General features: G+C 42.4%; 10 protein-coding genes. 1 reads left to right on the top strand and 9 read right to left on the bottom strand.

The annotated features are described in order from the left end of the window. Window positions 1-29: 29 nt before the first annotated feature. Window positions 30-1826 (top strand): M3 family oligoendopeptidase, encoded by a 1797-nt coding sequence (locus TT13_RS00470; RefSeq protein WP_027698152.1) that lies wholly within the window; start codon window positions 30-32, stop codon window positions 1824-1826. 51 nt (window positions 1827-1877) lie between these two features. On the opposite strand, the gene TT13_RS00475 is transcribed toward TT13_RS00470, so the two are convergent. The 9 genes from TT13_RS00475 to TT13_RS00515 form a co-directional block, all read right to left on the bottom strand. Next, window positions 1878-2723 carry a hypothetical protein gene (locus TT13_RS00475; RefSeq protein ID WP_027698153.1) on the bottom strand — a complete coding sequence of 282 codons (846 nt, stop codon included), beginning with the start codon at window positions 2721-2723 and terminating at the stop codon, window positions 1878-1880. Window position 2724: 1 nt separating this feature from the next. Further along, window positions 2725-3135 (bottom strand): helix-turn-helix domain-containing protein, encoded by a 411-nt coding sequence (locus TT13_RS00480; protein ID WP_027698154.1) that lies wholly within the window; start codon window positions 3133-3135, stop codon window positions 2725-2727. Between the two features lie 117 nt (window positions 3136-3252). Continuing rightward, entirely contained in the window at window positions 3253-4098 is an 846-nt protein-coding gene (locus tag TT13_RS00485; RefSeq protein ID WP_027698155.1) for a methyltransferase domain-containing protein, read from the bottom strand. Window positions 4099-4197: 99 nt separating this feature from the next. After that, window positions 4198-5175 carry a Ppx/GppA family phosphatase gene (locus TT13_RS00490; protein ID WP_027698156.1) on the bottom strand — a complete coding sequence of 326 codons (978 nt, stop codon included), beginning with the start codon at window positions 5173-5175 and terminating at the stop codon, window positions 4198-4200. A gap of 13 nt (window positions 5176-5188) precedes the next feature. After that, window positions 5189-7291: an RNA degradosome polyphosphate kinase gene (locus TT13_RS00495; RefSeq protein ID WP_027698157.1), complete on the bottom strand. Its 2103-nt coding sequence runs from the start codon at window positions 7289-7291 to the stop codon at window positions 5189-5191. After that, window positions 7291-8778 carry an HD domain-containing protein gene (locus tag TT13_RS00500; protein WP_027698158.1) on the bottom strand — a complete coding sequence of 496 codons (1488 nt, stop codon included), beginning with the start codon at window positions 8776-8778 and terminating at the stop codon, window positions 7291-7293. Before TT13_RS00500 ends, TT13_RS00495 begins: the two co-directional genes overlap by 1 nt. Window positions 8779-8935: 157 nt before the next feature. Then, entirely contained in the window at window positions 8936-12568 is a 3633-nt protein-coding gene (gene rpoC, locus TT13_RS00505) for a DNA-directed RNA polymerase subunit beta' (RefSeq protein WP_045476354.1), read from the bottom strand. A 160-nt stretch (window positions 12569-12728) separates the two neighbouring features. Further along, complete coding sequence (gene rpoB, locus TT13_RS00510; RefSeq protein WP_027698160.1) at window positions 12729-16307, bottom strand: DNA-directed RNA polymerase subunit beta; 3579 nt, start codon at window positions 16305-16307, stop codon at window positions 12729-12731. Window positions 16308-16574: 267 nt separating this feature from the next. Further along, a complete protein-coding gene (locus TT13_RS00515) occupies window positions 16575-19064 on the bottom strand; it encodes an ATP-dependent Clp protease ATP-binding subunit (RefSeq protein ID WP_027698161.1) in 2490 nt (829 codons plus the stop codon). Window position 19065: the final 1 nt, after the last annotated feature.

Genomic DNA, 19065 nt, shown 5'->3' on the forward strand with positions numbered 1-19065 from the left:
TATTAAAAACGTCCTCTGGAGGTAAAAAAATGACCTATTCACAAAATTGGAACTTAGACCGGATCTATCCTGGTGGTATTGACTCACCTGCACTCGCCGAAAAATTAACGACCCTAACCAAGCAAATTACTGCTTTTAATCAACAGGCTACAAGCTCGGATGAACTGAATTTTGATGATTTAGTTACTCTAACCAAAGATGCTCAAATCATTCAAAGCGGATTAAGCACCGCGGGTTTATTTGTTAATGCTTTAGCGGCAGCTGATTATGGTAATGATCGTTATCAACCTTATCAAAACCAAATTGCAAAATTATCCGCTGACTATCAAACTCCTTTGAATAATTTTGCAAAATTGTTAGCCCAACTAAGTGCTAGCGATTTTGCAACTTTCCAAGCCCTTCCCGCTGTTCAACCCGTTGCTTTTCATCTTAACGAATTACGTCAAGGTGCTAAGCGCTTGCTTGACCCTACGACGGAAGACCTTTTGAATCAATATCAACTTGATGGCCTTAAAGCATGGTCAAAACACTATGATACAATTGCCGGCGGGCTGAAACTCACCTTTGTTGATGAACATGGTCAGGACGTTACCTTATCAGCCGGGCAGGCCCTAAATCAGATTGAAGATTATCCCGACCACATAGTCCGGCAACGAATTATGCAAGCCTTTGAAACAATGTGGGGCGATGCTGAGAAGCTTTCGGCTGATACAATTAATCATTTGGCCGGTGCGCGTTTAACAGAACAAGCAGCACACGGCTATCAAGACCACCTGGCTGAACCCTTGGAACTAAACCGGATGAGTCGACAAACTTTAACTACCATGTGGCAAGTTGTTGATGCTAACAAGGGGATGTTTGACGCTTACTTTGATCGTAAAAAGGCTCTCTTAGGCTTAACTAAACTAGGCTGGCAGGATCAAAATGCGCCAATTACCCAGTTGGGTGATTATCAACCACAAACAATCAGTTACACCACAGCAGCTAACTTTATCATTAGTAACTTTGGCAAATATTCACCTAAGATGGCTACCTTTGCCAAGCAGGCTTTTGAAAATGGCTGGATTGAAGCGGAAAACCGGCCCGGCAAGACACCTGGTGCTTGGATGGAAAGTGTTCCTGATATTCATGAATCAAGAATTATTACTACTTTTACTGGTTCGGTTAACGATACGGCAACCATTGCTCACGAGTTAGGGCACGCCTTCCACTCAAGTGTTCTGACCGATTTACCTCTCTGGCGCGACCAATACGCCATGAATGTGGCTGAAACCGCCTCTACTTTTGCTGAGATGCTAATTGCTGATGCCAACGTTCAAGCGGCTAAATCAAATGCTGAAAAAGTTGTCTTACTAGATGCTAAGCTGACTAACCCGGTCGCAATGTTTTTAAACATTCGTGCCCGCTTCCTCTTTGAAGATGCCTTCTATCGAGAACGTAAAAATGGTTTTGTACCAGCCGAACGGCTAAATGAGTTAATGGTTGCCGCTGAACAAACAGCCTTTAATCAACAGTTAGACGAATGGCATCCCCATTTCTGGACATCAAAACTCCACTTCTACATTGATGATGTACCTTTCTATAACTTCCCTTATACTTTTGGCTACCTCTTCTCAACTGGTATTTACGCTTGGGCGCAAACCCAGCCGGACTTTGAAACAGCTTATATCGCCTTATTACGTGATAGTGCTAATATGACCAGTGAAGCCCTTGCTCAAAAACACCTTGGCGTTGATCTAACCCAACCTGACTTCTGGCAGAGTGCTGCGGACCTAGTTAAAACTGATATTGATGAATTCCTTGCCCTCTCGACTGAATTCATCTAACTACACCAAAATAAAAATGGAGCTAGTAGCAATTGCTACTAGCTCCATTTTTTAGTTTAGCCCGGTTAAAAGGTAGGCTTGTTCATCAATTAAATCAAAGCTCTTAAGGTAGCGATTAACTTGTGTAATCGGTTCTAATTGGCTTTTCTGCCAAAAAGCAGCCGAATTAGTCGCCCCATCTTTTTCGCCAATAATAATAATTTTAATCGCTGGTTTAAGTTGCAAAGCTTGCTTTATAACTTCTAAATCAAGGGTATTTGTATCTGGCGCCCAAGAGATAATCAGATAATCAACCTGTGGCAAATACTTTGCTAATGCTGCCAAGGCATCTATATTTTGAACTGCTGTGACCGGCTCCGCCTTAGTTGGGTCTGGTTGTAAGCGCCAATCTTCATTATCCGTTGCAATCACTACTTGCGCTGGATTTACTGCCTGTAAGCCCGCAGTAAGATAGCCATGACCCGCCATAACCTCTAAGACTGCTGCACCAGCTGTATATTCACTCAGGGCATTAATGAAGGGGCTTGAAACATAACTATACATTGAAAAACTTTCAATCAAGGCATCACGAAAATGCCGTAACAAGAAATCAATCTGTTCCAGTCCTTCAGCCAGCTGCGCCCATAGTTCATTACCTTTTGCTGGTTGATGTGGATAGCGTTGTAAGACATAAGCTTGACTGGCGGCAATCATATCATCTGTCAGCATTAATTCAGGTAATTGTGCCGGTAAATAGCCAGCTGCTAATGCTTGCATGGCAGTAAGCACCTGTTCTAACAAATTGGCTACTGCCTTAATTGGGGTAAATTGGGCTTGATAAGCTAAGAGCTCAGCAAAATATTCATTTTGGCTGAGCTCAATTGACTTACCAGTAATTTTAATCAACTGGTTTTTCATATTAGAATAGTTCTTCCTGATGGTCAATCTTAATGTCTTCTTTTGACATCATGGTTGCCATATTTTTTTCGTTAAAGTAAGCATTGATGTATTGGAAAATATCAAACCGTTCTTGATCACTCAAAGGAACTCCGTTAAAGTCAATTTCTTTACGGGATAAGAAGAGCAAGGAAAGGTCTGTTTTTTCAGTATTTGCGCGACCAACCAAAAAATCCAATGACACATCAAAATAATCGGCTAATTTACGTACCTCAATATATGACGGTGAACGGTCACCACGCTCCCAATTTCCGATCTGCGCAGCTGTATTTGGTTTTTGACCGGGTTCACGTTTCTTATTCAACGCAATCGCCAAAGTCTCTAGGGTAATATTGCGACCCTTCCTTAATTCACGCAAGCGATCTGGGAACATTGGACTCACTCCATTTCAGTCTTAATTGCAACTTTTCATACCAAGTCACCTATAAGTCATTTTAACGGAAATCCCAGCGCTTTTCCATACTAAATGCTGATTAAAGTGCAGGATAACCTAAGGAACAACCAATAATTCTACATCAACGGTAATTTGTGCTAGTGGTTGGGCTTTAGCAGCTTCCTGCGCTTCAGGTCGTGCCCCCCAGTGTAGTGGTGTCATCTCGAGTAAATCCTGATAACGTTCACTTGGAATATCCCAAACATATTGAACACTCTGTCGCTTTGCAGCTGGATATTGCGCCATAAAGCGCTCAACAACCTTGGCATTGCTATATGTATGATTAGGATGCCCGACCGGATACAGTTTCTCTCTTAATTCTCGCAAATAACCAGCCGCTGGCACCACCTTAATTAAGCGTCCAGTTGGCTTGAGGACTCGTTTAAATTCATCATAGGCACTAGGTGAAAAGAACTCGATTACCGCATCAAAAGTTTGATCATTAAAAGGTAATTTAGCTAAATCAGCAACCGCAAAGAAAGCATTTGTATCAAGTTGGCTTGCCAAATTAATACCAGCCTTAGAAATATCAAAGCCTATCCCAACATCAGCTAACTGGCGCTTTGCTAAGAGCCGACTAAAAGGCGTTCCCTCACCAGTACCCACATCTAAGATACTTTGCGCTGCCTGTGGTAGATTTGCAGCCACCCCGGCAATAATACCATCAAAAAGGCCAGCCGTTAAAACTCGGCGGCGGGCGGCTAACATCGCATCATCATATTCAGTATTTACGCTATGATTCAAAAAGGTTAAAGTCCCTTTTTTATTCATATCAATTTGATGATGATTGGCACAAACTAAGCTAGTGCCTTCAACTGCCACATAGGGCTCCATACATACGGTACAACGAAACATCGCCAACTCTTGCTTAACAAAAGCCAGCCCTTTTTCAATTTTTTTCATCTTTAACTCATTTTCATCTAAATTTTAAAACCCGGTGCTAGCCCCAAAGCTAACACCGGGTAAAGTACTCTTATCATAACACGCTAATGAGTATGTCTCCTAATGCCGATCATCATCAATCGTCATGTTTTCAGGTGTCGGTGGTACCAAAGTATGCTTTGTGTGCTCTGCGATAAATTCAAAGACCAAGCCCTCACGTAAACCAGCTTGTGAGAAGGTAACTTGACCACTAGCAATATATCGTAGAATCATTAGCAATGGCAACATGCCACCCACAATAATATCAGCCCGCTCCTTACCAAGTCCCGGTACCTTACGACGCTCATTTAAATTCTTACCTAAAATTCGGTAAAAAATATCATTTAGATCTGCACTGGTTAGAATATAACCATGAATTGGCAAATCCATCATTTGACGTTCCCGCCGTGAGATTTTAGCAAAGGTTCGGTTCGAGCCACCTAGGGCAACAATTGGCAAGTCCCGCGTAAATTGTAACCAAGGAATATTGTTAAGTTGCGTTTCAACTGCCAACATTGCTTTAAACAAGCTGGCCGCCGTGACCACATCCTTTTCGAGATAAGCTTCTGTCAGATTAACAGCCCCTATTGGGATTGAAACCGCTTGTTGCATAACTCGATCCTTGACCCAAACTAGTTCAACTGAGCCACCACCCGTATCAATAATCACCGTATCTTGCACTGGTAGTGTATTGATAATTGCCAAATAATCATAGTGTGCTTCTTCAATTCCAGCCAATACCCGCAACTTTAATCCGGTTACCTTAGCCATCTTATCAATAAAAGCCGCTTGGTTATTTGCCTGCCGTACAGCGGCAGTAGCAGTGGCGATAATTTCATCAACGTTAAATTCTTTAGCGGTCGCCTTAAATTCATTCATAACCTTTAAAGTACGGTCAATTGCATCGGGCTGTAAAATTTTATCAGCCCCCATGCCCTCTGATAGACGTACCATTGATTGCTCTCGTCGTAAGACTTGATAGGAAGCGTCTTCTTTAATTTCACTAATTGTCATGCGAGTTGAGTTAGAACCCAAATCCATAATTGCAATAACTGTCATCAATAATCCCCCCTTAGAGTGGTCGATTCATTGGTTCAAAAGCATTGCGCACTGATGATAGTTTTTGCTGCTCACTTTGCAATGCTGATTTAGCTAGACTTTGTTCGATAAATTCCGCTTGGGCATTTAACGCCTCCGTATTGCGCCGGTTCTGTTTAACCCAAGTATCATCGCTTTGCAACACGCGAGTCTTAATGTTATCTTCCCACAATTGATCGAAGATTGTCACTACCCTTTTAGCTAAATCGTTATCTAAAATTGGGAACATCAACTCAATTCTACGTGACAAGTTACGTGACATTAAATCAGCTGATGACAAAAAGACCTCCTGTTGCCCATCAATTTCGAAGATATAGATTCGACTATGCTCTAAGAACCGCCCCACAATTGAATGCACAGCGATGTACTCACTTACTTTAGGTAGGCCAGGTTTTAGCATAGTAATCCCACGGATAATTAACTCTAATGGTACCCCATCGGCACTTGCTTTAAATAACTCATCCATAATTAACTTATCTGATAGTGAATTTGCTTTAAAACGGACCTTTACATTTTGACCACGCTTAGCCGCCAAACGGGCGCGCTCTAACCGTTCAATCAAAGCCTCGCGAATTCCGTCCGGTGACATATAGAGTTCATTAAAATAATCTGGATCTGAATAGCCAGTCAATACGTTAAATACCGAGGCCACATCTCGTCCAATATCAGCATTAGTGGTCAATAGGCCTAAGTCGGTATAGAAATGTGCGGTAGTATCATTATAATTTCCTGTACCCAGATGAACATAACGCTTAATATCATCGCCCTCATTACGCACGATTAACGTTGCTTTAGCGTGTACTTTCAGTCCCTTTAAGCCGTAAATTACATGAACGCCTTGCTCTTCTAATTCCTGCGCCCAGTGTACATTATTTTCTTCGTCAAAACGGGCTTTAACTTCAACTAAAGCAGTCACTTGTTTACCAGCGCGAGCGGCATCACCTAAAGCTTTGATGATTGGTGAATTACCGGAAACTCGGTATAAGGTCATCTTAATTGCCAAAACATTTGCGTCAGCTGCTGCTCCTTGAATTAAATTAAGCACTGGTTGAAAACTATCATAGGGGTGATGTAATAAGACATCATCTTCCGCAATCGTTTCAAAAATATTTTGAACACTTAAGCGATCGTCCATATATTCCTTAAAGGGGATAAAACGAGCAGCTGGATTTTGTCCAAACTTAACCAAATCAGCTAAAAAGCTCAAATCAACTGGACCATCAACACTATACAAGCGATTCTGTGAAATTCCTAAAGCAGCGGCTAAACGTTCAACAACTTTCTTCGTCATGCCCTTTTCATGGACCAAACGAATTACAACCCCACGTTCACGTTCGAACAAACGTTGTTGTACCTCGGCCAACATGTTAGGGCCATCATCATCGGCCACATCTAATTCCATATCCCGCAAAATATGGAAAGCCGAAACAGCCTTCACCGTATGCCCCAAGAAGAGTTCATCAATAAAGGTCTTAATCAACTCCTCTAAAAGAATATACTGCCCACTTGATTCTGGAATTGCGATTACCCGCGGTAAAATATCTGGTACCTGAACAATCGCTAAACGACCTTGACCAGTCTTTTCTAAGCGCACTGCCAAATTAATACTTTCCGATGCTAAGAAAGGAAAGGGGCGAGTTTGATCATCAGCCATTGGAGTCAAAATTGGAAAGACTGAGGTATGGAAATAAGCCGCTAACTCACTCTTTTGCGCTTCACTTAATTCATTAGCCGTGAGCAGGGTCAATTTCTCATCTGCCAAGGCTGGTAAAATCGCCTTTTTAAGCAATTTGTACTGGGCGGCAATTTGTTTTTCTGCCAAGCTCAAAATCACTTTTAATTGTTCTTCTGGCGTCAGACCTGTTACGTCAACCTTATCTTTAACATGGCGCAACTGATAAAGTGACGCCACCCGCACTTGAAACCATTCATCCAAATTTGATTGGGTGATTGCCAAAAAACGTGCACGTTCATATAACGGATTATTCTCGTCCCGCGCTTCTTCAAGGACTCGATCGTTAAAGGCTAACCAACTCACCTCACGATTCGTATAATTACTCTGCTCAACTTCGCTCATTATTCAAGTCCCTTCCGCTTTAGTATAATTTGTCGACCAAAAATTTGCTCAAAAAGATTAGCCTTTTCTTCAAAAGTCCACTGCTCTAAATACAACTTTTCAGAACTATAGCCAACTAATTCAATGGTTGGCTTTTTCATCGAAATGGTAATTTTGCTGATTTTTTGTAGCCGGCTATCATCTAGGGCATCAGCTAAGCGTAATAGCGCAGCCAATTTTATCACTTCAATTTGCTCGACAGCACTTAAATTAGTTGCAAAATCAATGCCATCTTTGGGTAATTCATAAGAATGATAATGTGCAATCAGAGCAACCATTTGAATTTCCGTTGGTGTTAAGCCATCAATCTCATCTGCCAAGATAATCGTTTCTGAATTTTCATAGTGATGATAGGCATTTAAATAAGAACCAACGTCGTGAACTAAAGCCGCCACCTGTAATAAGAGCCGACTACGTTTACTCAAGCCATGCAATGTCCGCATTCGGTCAAAGAGTTGTTCAGCAAAGTGGAGAACCGCTTCTTGATGTTTTGGTTCAACTTGAAAACGTTGGCTCAATTCATAAGCGTGCACTAAAATCTCATCACCAGACAATTGTTCAGTTTCTTCCATGATAATTCCAGGCAAAATATGTTGTCTACTAATCCCAATCTGCGCCGCCCCAGTAACTTGCATAAAGTTTTCCAGCAAAATTAGTTCTGGCATAATAATGTCAGTTTGATTTATATTAAACCCATATTTATCTAACCATTTTTGCGTTGGGTCATTCAAAAGCGCCTGATTGTGCATCAAAAAGTCCGCTGCTTTAACTAGGGGTGCACCTAAGGTATGCTCCAAAACCGTTGAGCCGGCTACTAATAGCAGATCCGCCGCTTCAATTTTTGGTAGTAAATAGTTATAATCCGCCAGCTTACTATTAACAAACTCGCGCACGAGCCCTTCCAAATCAACAATTTCATCATCTAAATCTGCTAATTGGCTGGCCAAACGAATCGGTCCTAAGTTAATATTGCGGGTAAATTGTAGGCGCCCATCAACATAATAACCTAAGGACAAACGACCGGAACTAAGTGACATCAAGCAGACCCGGGCTTGTTCTTTGGGAAAGTTTTGATCACCGTAACGCATTGCGACTTGACCATAATAAGCCTCTTGGCTTGCACTTAACCACTTAACAACTAACCCGGTTGCATGTTGAATGCGCGCTGAAATATAGACTGCGTTTTGAGCACTAGCAAGTGAGTATGCACCCCAAACTTTGAACGTTTCGACATCATAATCCGCTAATAACTGTTGAAATCTTAAAATCATTTCAATTAACTGATTGATTTGTTCATCATCAACCACACCATCTGTATATAAATCATTATCAGCAATCAGTGAGCGATGGACCTTTTCAATTACTTTACCAGTTTTGCGATTAACAATTTGCAAATCAACACTGGTTGACCCAATTAGTGCGACTCCTAATAGTATTTTTTTTGCCATGCCCAATGCCTCCAGCGACCCCATGTTATCAATCTCTTTTTTATACTAAAATACTCCTTCGTTTAAGGTATGTCCATATTGTAAAAAAGCTGCTAAGATTTCAAAAAAAGCCAGCTTGATTAAAATTTAATCAAGCTGGCTTTTAAATAAACCAATATTATAGATTCATTGAACTTTCAATATCGGCAATTGATGGAATCTTTGTGCCCTCATCAGATGAGGTAACAACTGGATCCGCAACAACTTTATCCATGATTTGTTGATATTCCTTCATACCAGTTCCGGCAGGAATCAACTTACCAATAATAACATTCTCTTTAAGTCCGACCAATGGATCGTGCTTTCCGCGAATGGCAGCATCGGTCAAGACACGTGTTGTCTCCTGGAACGATGCGGCAGATAGGAATGAAGAAGTCTCCAATGAAGCCTTCGTAATTCCAAGCAAAACTGGGCGGGCAGTCGCTGGCAACTTACCATTTAGCAATGATTGCTCATTTGCATCACGGAATTCTGCAATATCCATCAAGGCACCAGGCAACAATTCAGTTTCACCTGGATCCATTACGCGAACCTTACGGAGCATTTGACGGGCCATAACCTCAATATGCTTATCTGAAATCTCGATACCTTGCAAACGATAAACTTGTTGGATTGAACGCACAATATAGTTTTCAGTTGCCAAAGTATCACGCACTTGAATCAATTCCTTAGGATCGATTGAACCATCGTTCAAAGCTTCACCACGGTGAATACGCTCACCTTCACCAACTGTCATACGAGCAGTTAGTGGCAAAGTATATGTCCGTGTATCAGTCTCACCTTGAATGGTAACTTCTTTGGTCCGCTCAGCTGGATTTTCTTCGATTGAAGTAATCTCACCAGTAACCTCAGTAATATCAGCACGTCCCTTAGGATTACGTGCTTCAAAAATTTCTTGCACACGAGGAAGTCCCATTGTGATATCGCTACCACCGGCAACACCACCCGTGTGGAAGTTACGCATTGTCAATTGAGTTCCGGGCTCACCGATTGATTGAGCAGCAACTGTACCAACAGCTTCACCAACTTCAACCTCATCACCAGTAGCCAAGTTACGACCGTAGTCCATAACACAGACACCGTGTTCAGTATTACAAGTGAAGACAGAACGAATATTAACTGTTTCAACACCAGCCTCGACGATTGCCTTAGCCTTGTCTTCATCAATCATTTCGTTGTGAGCGACAATTACTTCACCATTTGCTGGGTTAATAACAGCCTTTTGAGCATAACGACCAAGGATACGATCATATAGCTTCTCGACAACTTCATTACCGTTCATAATTGCTGATACGTCCAAACCACGATCGGTACCACAATCAATCTCACGAATGATAACGTCTTGAGCAACGTCAACCAAACGACGGGTTAAGTAACCTGAATCGGCCGTTTTCAAGGCCGTATCAGTCATTCCTTTACGAGCTCCATGGGTTGAGAAGAACATCTCCAACACAGATAGACCCTCACGGAAGTTGGCAATGATTGGCAATTCCATGATCTTACCATTAGGCGCAGCCATCAAGCCACGCATACCAGCAAGTTGCGTAAAGTTTGAAATATTTCCACGAGCTCCTGAATCAGACATCATAAAGATGTTGTTATCAGGTTCAAAGTGGCTGATTAGTTGTGCAGTAATATCGTCCTTGGCTTTGTTCCAAATATCGATAACACGCTCATAACGCTCAGCATCAGTAATCAAACCGCGACGGAATTGCTTAGTAATCGTTGCAACCTGCTTGTGGGCAGCTTCAACAATTTCAGGCTTTTCCTTAAGGTCAGTTACATCGGCAACTCCGACTGTCAAACCAGACTTAGTTGACTCTTCGTAACCAAGGTCCTTCATCCGATCCAACAACAATGAAGTCTCGGTAACCTTATAAATCTTATAAACTGCAGCGATAATATCTGACAAGTAACCCTTCTTGAAAGGTAATACGATTGGTGTATTAGCAAAGTGTTCCTTAATATCAGTACCAGGCTCCAAGAAGAAGCGGTCATCAATTTGACGCAAATTATCATCAGTTGGCTCGTTTAGATATGGGAAATCAGCTGGCAAAATATCATTAAAGATCAACTTACCAACGGTTGTCGTCATAATCCGTGAACGTTGCTCAGCTGTGAAAGGCTTCTCAGCTGGGAATGATGCAGTTTGGATTCCAATACGAGTGTGCAAATGTACATACTTGTTTTGGAAAGCCGTCCGAACCTCATTAAGGTCCTTAAAGATCATTCCTTCACCTTCACGACCAGCTTCTTCAGTCGTTAGGTAGTAATTACCGATAACCATGTCTTGTGAAGGCGCAACAATTGGCTTTCCATCCTTAGGTGCCAAGATGTGACCGGCAGCTAACATCAAAAGACGTGCTTCTGCTTGGGCTTCATCAGACAATGGCAAGTGAATGGCCATTTGGTCACCATCGAAATCGGCATTATATGCTTCAGTAACCAATGGGTGTAGACGCATGGCCTTACCTGAAACCAAAACTGGCTCAAAGGCTTGAATACCAAGACGGTGAAGCGTAGGGGCACGGTTCAATAGAACTGGGTGTTCCTTAACAACATCTTCCAAGACATCCATTACGTCATCATCACGGCGATCAATCTTACGCTTAGCAGCTCGAATGTTACCAGCTAAATCACGGGCAACTAACTCCTTCATGATGAATGGCCGGAACAATTCCATCGCCATTTGACGTGGCAAGCCCATTTGGTTCATCTTCAAGAAAGGACCAACATCAATAACTGAACGACCAGAATAATCAACACGCTTTCCTAGCAAGTTTTGACGGAAACGTCCTTGCTTACCCTTTAGCATGTGTGACAAAGACTTTAGTGGACGGTTACCAGGACCAGTAACTGGACGACCACGACGGCCATTATCAACTAAGGCATCAACCGCTTCTTGCAGCATCCGCTTTTCGTTTTGCACGATAATACCTGGGGCATTTAACTCAAGCAAACGCTTCAAACGATTATTACGGTTAATTACTCGACGGTACAAATCATTCAAATCAGAGGTAGCAAAACGACCACCTTCCAATTGAACCATTGGTCGCAAATCTGGTGGAATAACCGGAATAACATCCATGACCATCCAAGCTGGCTTATTACCAGACTTAACGAAAGCCTCAATAATATCCAAACGGCGAATTGCGCGTACCCGCTTTTGACCAGTTGCTTCTCGCAACTCAGCCTTTAGTTCATCAACTTGGCTCTCCAAGTCAACATTATCTAGCAAAGCCTTAACAGCCTCGGCACCCATACCAGCTTCAAATTTTGAACCATATTCAGCTTTCAACTCACGATATTCGCGTTCTGAAAGTAATTGTTTCTCAACGACTGGCATCATTGCTTCTGGGTCAACATAAGTTACTACGTATGATGCAAAATAGATAATCTCTTCAAGTGAACGTGGTGACATGTCCAAAACCAATCCCATCCGTGATGGAATTCCCTTGAAATACCAGATATGTGAAACTGGTGCGGCCAATTCAATGTGACCCATGCGCTCACGTCGTACTTTAGCTGAAGTTACCTCAACTCCACAACGATCACAAACAATACCCTTATACCGAATCCGCTTATACTTTCCACAAGCACATTCGTAGTCCTTTGTAGGACCAAAGATTCGTTCATCAAACAATCCGTCCTTTTCAGGCTTTAAGGTACGGTAATTGATAGTCTCAGGCTTTTTAACTTCACCATAAGACCAAGAGCGAATCTTGTCTGGACTTGCTAGACCGATTTGCATGCTTTCAAACTTATTGACATCAATCAACGGCTTGACCCCTTTCGTGCTTCCTCTATCTTCGACTACATCAACCTAAACGAGTGTTGATTAGTCATGATAAAAATCTTAACCAATCAACACCCGCCTAGGCGAGTGTAGTATTTACTGTTTATTTTTAATCTTAATCTTCTAGCTTAATTACAGGCTCAGCAGCTGGCTTCTCTGCTTCATCCTTGTTGAAAGCTTCAGCCTTAGTAATTGCTACTTCTGGATTATCAACTGAATCGTCGTCATCCATATCACGTAGTTCAATTTCACGCTCTTCAACGTCCAAGACCTTCATGTCCAAACCAAGGGCTTGTAATTCCTTAACCAAAACACGGAATGATTCTGGCACACCAGGCTTAGGAATTTGTTCACCCTTAACAATTGCTTCATAAGTTCTCACACGTCCTACAACGTCATCAGACTTATAAGTCAAGATTTCTTGCAAGGTATGTGCAGCACCATAAGCTTCAAGGGCCCAAACTTCCATTTCACCGAAACGCTGACCACCGAATTGCGCTTTACCACCCAAAGGTTGTTGCGTAACAAGTGAGTAAGGTCCGATTGAACGGGCGTGAATCTTATCTTCGGCCATGTGGGCTAGCTTCATGTAGTGCATGATTCCAACTGCCACACGCTTATCGAAGGCTTCACCAGTCCGGCCATCGTACAAAACAGACTTACCATCAGCTGGCAAACCGGCTTCGTTAATGGCATTCCAGATATCAGTATCACGCGCACCATCAAAGACTGGTGATGCGATATGAATACCAAGCTCACGGGCAGCCATTCCCAAATGTAATTCAAGTACTTGTCCGATATTCATACGTGAAGGCACACCCATTGGTGACAACATAATGTCGATTGGGGTTCCATCAGGCATGAATGGCATGTCCTCAGAAGGCACGATTACTGATACCGTACCCTTGTTACCATGACGTCCGGCCATCTTATCACCAACTTGAATCTTACGACGTTGTGCGATATAAACCCGAACCATCATGTTAACGCCTGGTGACAATTCATCCCCATTTTCACGTGTAAAGATACGAACATCTTGAACGACACCGCCACCACCGTGTGGAACACGGAGTGAAGTATCACGAACTTCGCGGGCCTTTTCACCAAAGATTGCGTGCAATAGACGCTCTTCGGCAGAAAGTTCTGTCACACCCTTTGGTGTAACCTTACCAACTAGAATATCGCCATCTTCAACTTCGGCACCAATCCGGATAACACCACGTTCATCAAGATTCTTCAATTGGTCTTCACCAGTATTTGGAATCTCACGGGTAAACTCTTCAGGGCCAAGCTTTGTATCACGTGCCTCAGTTTCATACTCTTCAATATGAATTGACGTATAAACATCTTCACGAATCAAACGCTCATTAATAATGATGGCATCTTCGAAGTTATATCCTTGCCAAGTCATGAAGGCAATCAATGGGTTTTGCCCTAGGGCCAACTCACCTTGCTCCATTGATGGTCCATCAGCCAATACTTCATCAGCATCAACTAGGTCACCAACCTTGACGATTGGACGTTGGTTATAGTTCTTTCCAGCATTTGAACGACGGAACTTCATTAGGTTGTACTTATCAAGTGAACCATCTTCACGGCGTACGCGAATTTGACGACCGTCAACATACTCAACGGTACCAGGATATTGCGCAATAATTGCAACACCAGCATCGTGGGCTGCCTTATACTCAATTCCAGTTCCAATCAATGGTGCATGTGGATCAATCAATGGTACCGCTTGACGTTGCATGTTGGCTCCCATCAAGGCACGATTAGAATCATCGTTTTCCAAGAAAGGAATTGCTGCAGTGGCAACCGCAACCATTTGCTTAGGTGAAACATCCATGTAATCAACTTGGTCAATTGCAACTTCGATGTTGTCATCACCATGTCGAGCCAAGACCGTTTCAGTTGCGAATGAACCATCTTCATTCAAAACTGAGTTTCCTTGAGCCACGATGTAATTATCTTCTTCATCAGCAGTTAGGTAATCAATCTTACCAGTAACCTTATGTGTATCCCAGTCAACACGACGGTATGGTGTCTCAATGAAACCATACTTGTTGACGCGACCATAAGTTGCCAATGAGTTAATCAAACCGATATTAGGTCCTTCAGGTGTTTCAATTGGGTCCATCCGACCATAGTGGGTATAGTGCACGTCTCGGACTTCATATCCGGCACGGTCACGAGTCAAACCACCAGGTCCAAGGGCTGATAGACGACGCTTATTAGTCAACTCACCCAAAGGATTAGTTTGATCCATGAACTGTGATAGTTGTGATGAACCGAAGAATTCCTTAACCGCAGCAACAATTGGTCGAATGTTAATCAATTGTTGTGGTGTAACTGTCTCAGCATCTTGAATTGACATCCGCTCACGCACAACTCGTTCCATACGGCTCAAACCAATACGGAAAGTGTTTTGCAAAAGCTCACCAACACGACGAATTCGACGATTACCCAAGTGATCAATATCATCAGTTGAACCAATTCCTAGTTGTAAGTTCAAGAAATAATTCAGACCAGCGATAATATCTGAAGGGTGGATTGTCCGGTTCTTATCAGAAATGTGACCATTACCAATGATAGGCAAAGTCTTTTCTGGGTCTTCTGGACTTTCAACCAAAATCGTTTGCAAAACCATTGGTTCTGTTACGACAGCTTGGTCGTTTGGCGTATAAGTGACCGTCTTAAAGTCTTCACGATCCAAATAAGGTGCCAAATCACCCATAACCTTCTTATCAATTAGTGTACCCTTGGTAGCAATTACTTCACCAGTCTCAGGATCAGCTAAAGTCTCACCCAAAGTTTGACCCAACAAACGAGTCTTCAATGATAGCTTCTTGTTGAGCTTGTAGCGACCAACTGGAGCCAAATCATAACGCTTTGGGTCAAAGAAACGGGCCGTCAATAAGGCACGTGATGAATCAGCTGTCTTAGGTTCACCAGGTCGTAGACGCTCGTAAATATCTTTCAAGGCTTCTTCTGTACGTGAGTCAGTTGGATCCTTATGCACATCTTTTTCCATTGTAAGATTCAATGAGTCATAGTTCTCACCCAACATTTGTAGGACTTCAGAATCTGATTCATAACCTAATGCACGCACAAGTTCAGTTGCTGGCAACTTACGAGTCCGGTCGATTCGCACATAACTCAAGCCCTTAGCATCTGTTTCAAATTCCAACCAAGCTCCCCGGTTTGGAATGAAAGTTGTGCCATATGAAGGGCGACCATTCTTATCTAATTCTTCGCTGTAATAAACCCCAGGTGAACGAACAAGTTGTGAAACAATTACTCGTTCCGCACCGTTGATGATAAATGTACCTGATGGTGTCATCAAAGGGAAATCCCCAAAGAATACATCTTGTGACTTGATTTCACCAGTCTCTTGGTTCGTCAAACGCAAAGTAACGTGTAATGGTGCTGAATAGTTAGCATCATGGTTACGCGCTTCTTCAACACTGTATTTTGGTTCTTGCAATTTGTAATCAACAAATTCTAATGATAACTTTCCTTGGAAGTCTTCGATTGGCAAGATGTCCATGAACACCTCACGTAATCCTTCATCCAAAAAGCCGTTGTATGAGTCCGTTTGGATCTCAATCAAGTTAGGCAGATCAAGGACTTCCTTGATGCGTGCATAACTGCGACGAGTACGGTGCTTACCGTATTTAACTAGCGTACCTACCAAGTTTTCCACCTCACTTTGATTTGGCGCAAACTGTGCATGCGGTTATATTACAGTTTACTAACAATTGTGTTACAAACACCTATATTAACCGTTTTTTAACTGCAAAAAAGACAACAGCACCCTCTCAATGAAAATCCCGTCGTCCTTCTATGCAGGCATTCAGGGACAATATTTCCTGTCTGCCGTTGTCTTATACACAATTAAACTAATTAATAGTTTAACTTATAAATTATAAATAATCAACCCTTTTTGCTAAATTAAACTATTTTATTCAACAGGCTCAGGAACCTCAGTTGCCTTGGCTTTTACCGCAACTGTGATTTCACCAGCCTTAGCGCCGATGGTTACCACATCGTTAGTTGTAATCTTACCTTCTAGTAATTCTTCACTCAAACGATCTTCAATCTTCCTTTGCAAGGCACGGCGAATTGGTCGCGCACCATACTCTGGATCAAATCCAGCTTCAGCAACTACATCAATGGCTGCCGCCGTAATTTTAACTGTAAAGTCTTGTTCACCAATGCGACCCAAGACCGACTTAGCCATCAACTTAACAATTTGATGTAGTTCAGGCTTGGTTAATGACCTGAAGACCACAATTTCGTCAATCCGGTTAATAAACTCTGGTCGGAAAGTATCCCGCAAACTCTTACGTACAATTGAATTCATTGCATCATAGTCATCCACGTTGTTTTTAGCACCAAAACCAACCGACTTCTCATCACGTAGCCTAGTTGCCCCAAGATTTGAGGTCATAATGATAATCGTATTACGAAAATCAATCTTACGGCCTTTAGCATCTGTTAGATAACCATCATCAAAGACTTGCAAAAGCAAATTAAAAATGTCGGGATGTGCCTTTTCCGCTTCATCAAGTAGGATAACTGAATATGGATTACGACGAACTTTTTCAGTCAATTGACCACCTTCATCATAGCCGACATAACCAGGTGCTGAACCAATTAAGCGACTCGTTGAGTATGATTCCATAAACTCAGACATATCAACCCGAATCATATTATCTTCAGAACCAAAGACTGCCTCAGCCAACGCCTTAGCTAGCTCTGTTTTACCAACACCGGTTGGTCCTAAGAACATAAAGGTTCCAATTGGTCGCTTAGGGTCTTTAAGGCCTGAACGTGCACGACGAATCGAACGGGCAATTGCTGAGATTGCTTCTTCTTGACCAACAACCCGCTTATGCAACGTTGCTTCTAACCTCAGCAAGCGTTCTTGCTCGTTCTTTTCCAACTGTGCAAGCGGAATACCAGTTTGCTCAGCAACTACTTCATCAATATCTCGTGGCGTCACCGCAAGGTCATAACTGCGCTCACCAGTTTGTTCAGCATTTTTCTCAGCTAAATACTTATCAAGCTTCTTTTTTTGTGTCAGTTCTTTTTTACGCAACTGAGCTGCAAGTTCAAAGTCAAGTTGTTCAATGGCTGCATCCTTCTCAGCTCGCAAACTCGCTAGCTTCTCTTCAAGTCGTCCAACAGTTGTTGGCTTACCAGACTTATCAATCCGAATTCGGGCAGCCGTTTCATCCATAATATCAATTGCTTTATCTGGTAAGAACCGATCCGTAATATAGCGTACAGATAACTTAACTGCCTCCACAATTGCATCATCAGTAATTGCTACATGATGATGTTCTTCATAACGACCCTTTAGCCCCTTTAGAATTTCGATTGCATCTGCTTCATTTGGTTCATTAATTTGCACTTGCGCAAAGCGTCGTTCTAAAGCTGCATCAGTTTCGATATACTTTTGGTACTCATCCAAGGTAGTTGCACCAATTGTTTGCAACTCACCTCGTGCCAAAGCCGGCTTCAATATATTTGATGCATCAATTGCACCTTCAGCACCACCGGCGCCAATTAATGTGTGCAATTCATCAATGAAAAGAATTACATTCCCATCGTTATAAATTTCCTCAATCACCTTCTTAAGACGATCTTCAAATTCGCCACGATACTTAGTCCCGGCAACCAAGGTTCCCATGTCCAGCATCATCAGGCGCTTCTGGCTCAAATCAACTGGCACTTCACCTGCAACAATCTTTTGTGCCAAACCTTCAGCAATCGCCGTCTTACCAACACCTGGCTCACCAATCAAGACCGGATTATTTTTCGTCCGTCGTGAAAGAATTTGAATAACCCGCTTAACTTCCGCTGATCGTCCAATCACTGGGTCCATCCGATGTTCTCTGGCTTGTTGCGTCAAATCACGTGCCAAGCTATCAAGAGTTGGCGTTCCTACGGTATTATCTTGCTTGCGGCCATTACGACGTTCATCCTTACGTCGTTGTTGTTCACTAATACCTAGCTTACGTAAAATCCGCACACGCACTTCGCGTGGATGCACATCAAGGGCATTTAAAATGCGACCAGCAAGAATATTTTCATCAGCTAATAGCGCCAATAAGATATGTTCAGTTCCAATTGATGCTACCTGCATTCGTCTTGCCTCTTCAGCGGCATTGTTCAAAACTTCTGCCGCTTTAGGTGAATAAGGCAAGTAAGCTGAACGCTCGCTGCGAGTCAGTGAACCAAAACCAGTAAACCGGACGATTTCATCACGAATTGCTTCAGCCGTCAAACCAAACTCAAGCAAAGTTTTGCTGGCAATCCCATCAGTTTCTAAAATCAAAGCACTCAAAATATGTTCAGTACCAACTGCTTGGTGTTGAAAATATTTAGCTTGCTCTTGAGCTAACAACAGAACATTTTTACCACTTGGGGTATATTGATTATCCATA

Source organism: Weissella oryzae SG25 (assembly GCF_000691805.2).
Taxonomy (GTDB): domain Bacteria; phylum Bacillota; class Bacilli; order Lactobacillales; family Lactobacillaceae; genus Weissella; species Weissella oryzae.

Coding starts and splice junctions, on each gene's coding strand:
- TT13_RS00500 (WP_027698158.1), bottom strand. CDS start 8,778: ATGGCAAAAAAAATACTATTAGGAGTCGCACTAATTGGGTCAACCAGT.
- TT13_RS00475 (WP_027698153.1), bottom strand. CDS start 2,723: ATGAAAAACCAGTTGATTAAAATTACTGGTAAGTCAATTGAGCTCAGC.
- rpoC (WP_045476354.1), bottom strand. CDS start 12,568: ATGCAAATCGGTCTAGCAAGTCCAGACAAGATTCGCTCTTGGTCTTAT.
- TT13_RS00495 (WP_027698157.1), bottom strand. CDS start 7,291: ATGAGCGAAGTTGAGCAGAGTAATTATACGAATCGTGAGGTGAGTTGG.
- TT13_RS00515 (WP_027698161.1), bottom strand. CDS start 19,064: ATGGATAATCAATATACCCCAAGTGGTAAAAATGTTCTGTTGTTAGCT.
- TT13_RS00480 (WP_027698154.1), bottom strand. CDS start 3,135: ATGTTCCCAGATCGCTTGCGTGAATTAAGGAAGGGTCGCAATATTACC.
- TT13_RS00485 (WP_027698155.1), bottom strand. CDS start 4,098: ATGAAAAAAATTGAAAAAGGGCTGGCTTTTGTTAAGCAAGAGTTGGCG.
- TT13_RS00470 (WP_027698152.1), top strand. CDS start 30: ATGACCTATTCACAAAATTGGAACTTAGACCGGATCTATCCTGGTGGT.
- TT13_RS00490 (WP_027698156.1), bottom strand. CDS start 5,175: ATGACAGTTATTGCAATTATGGATTTGGGTTCTAACTCAACTCGCATG.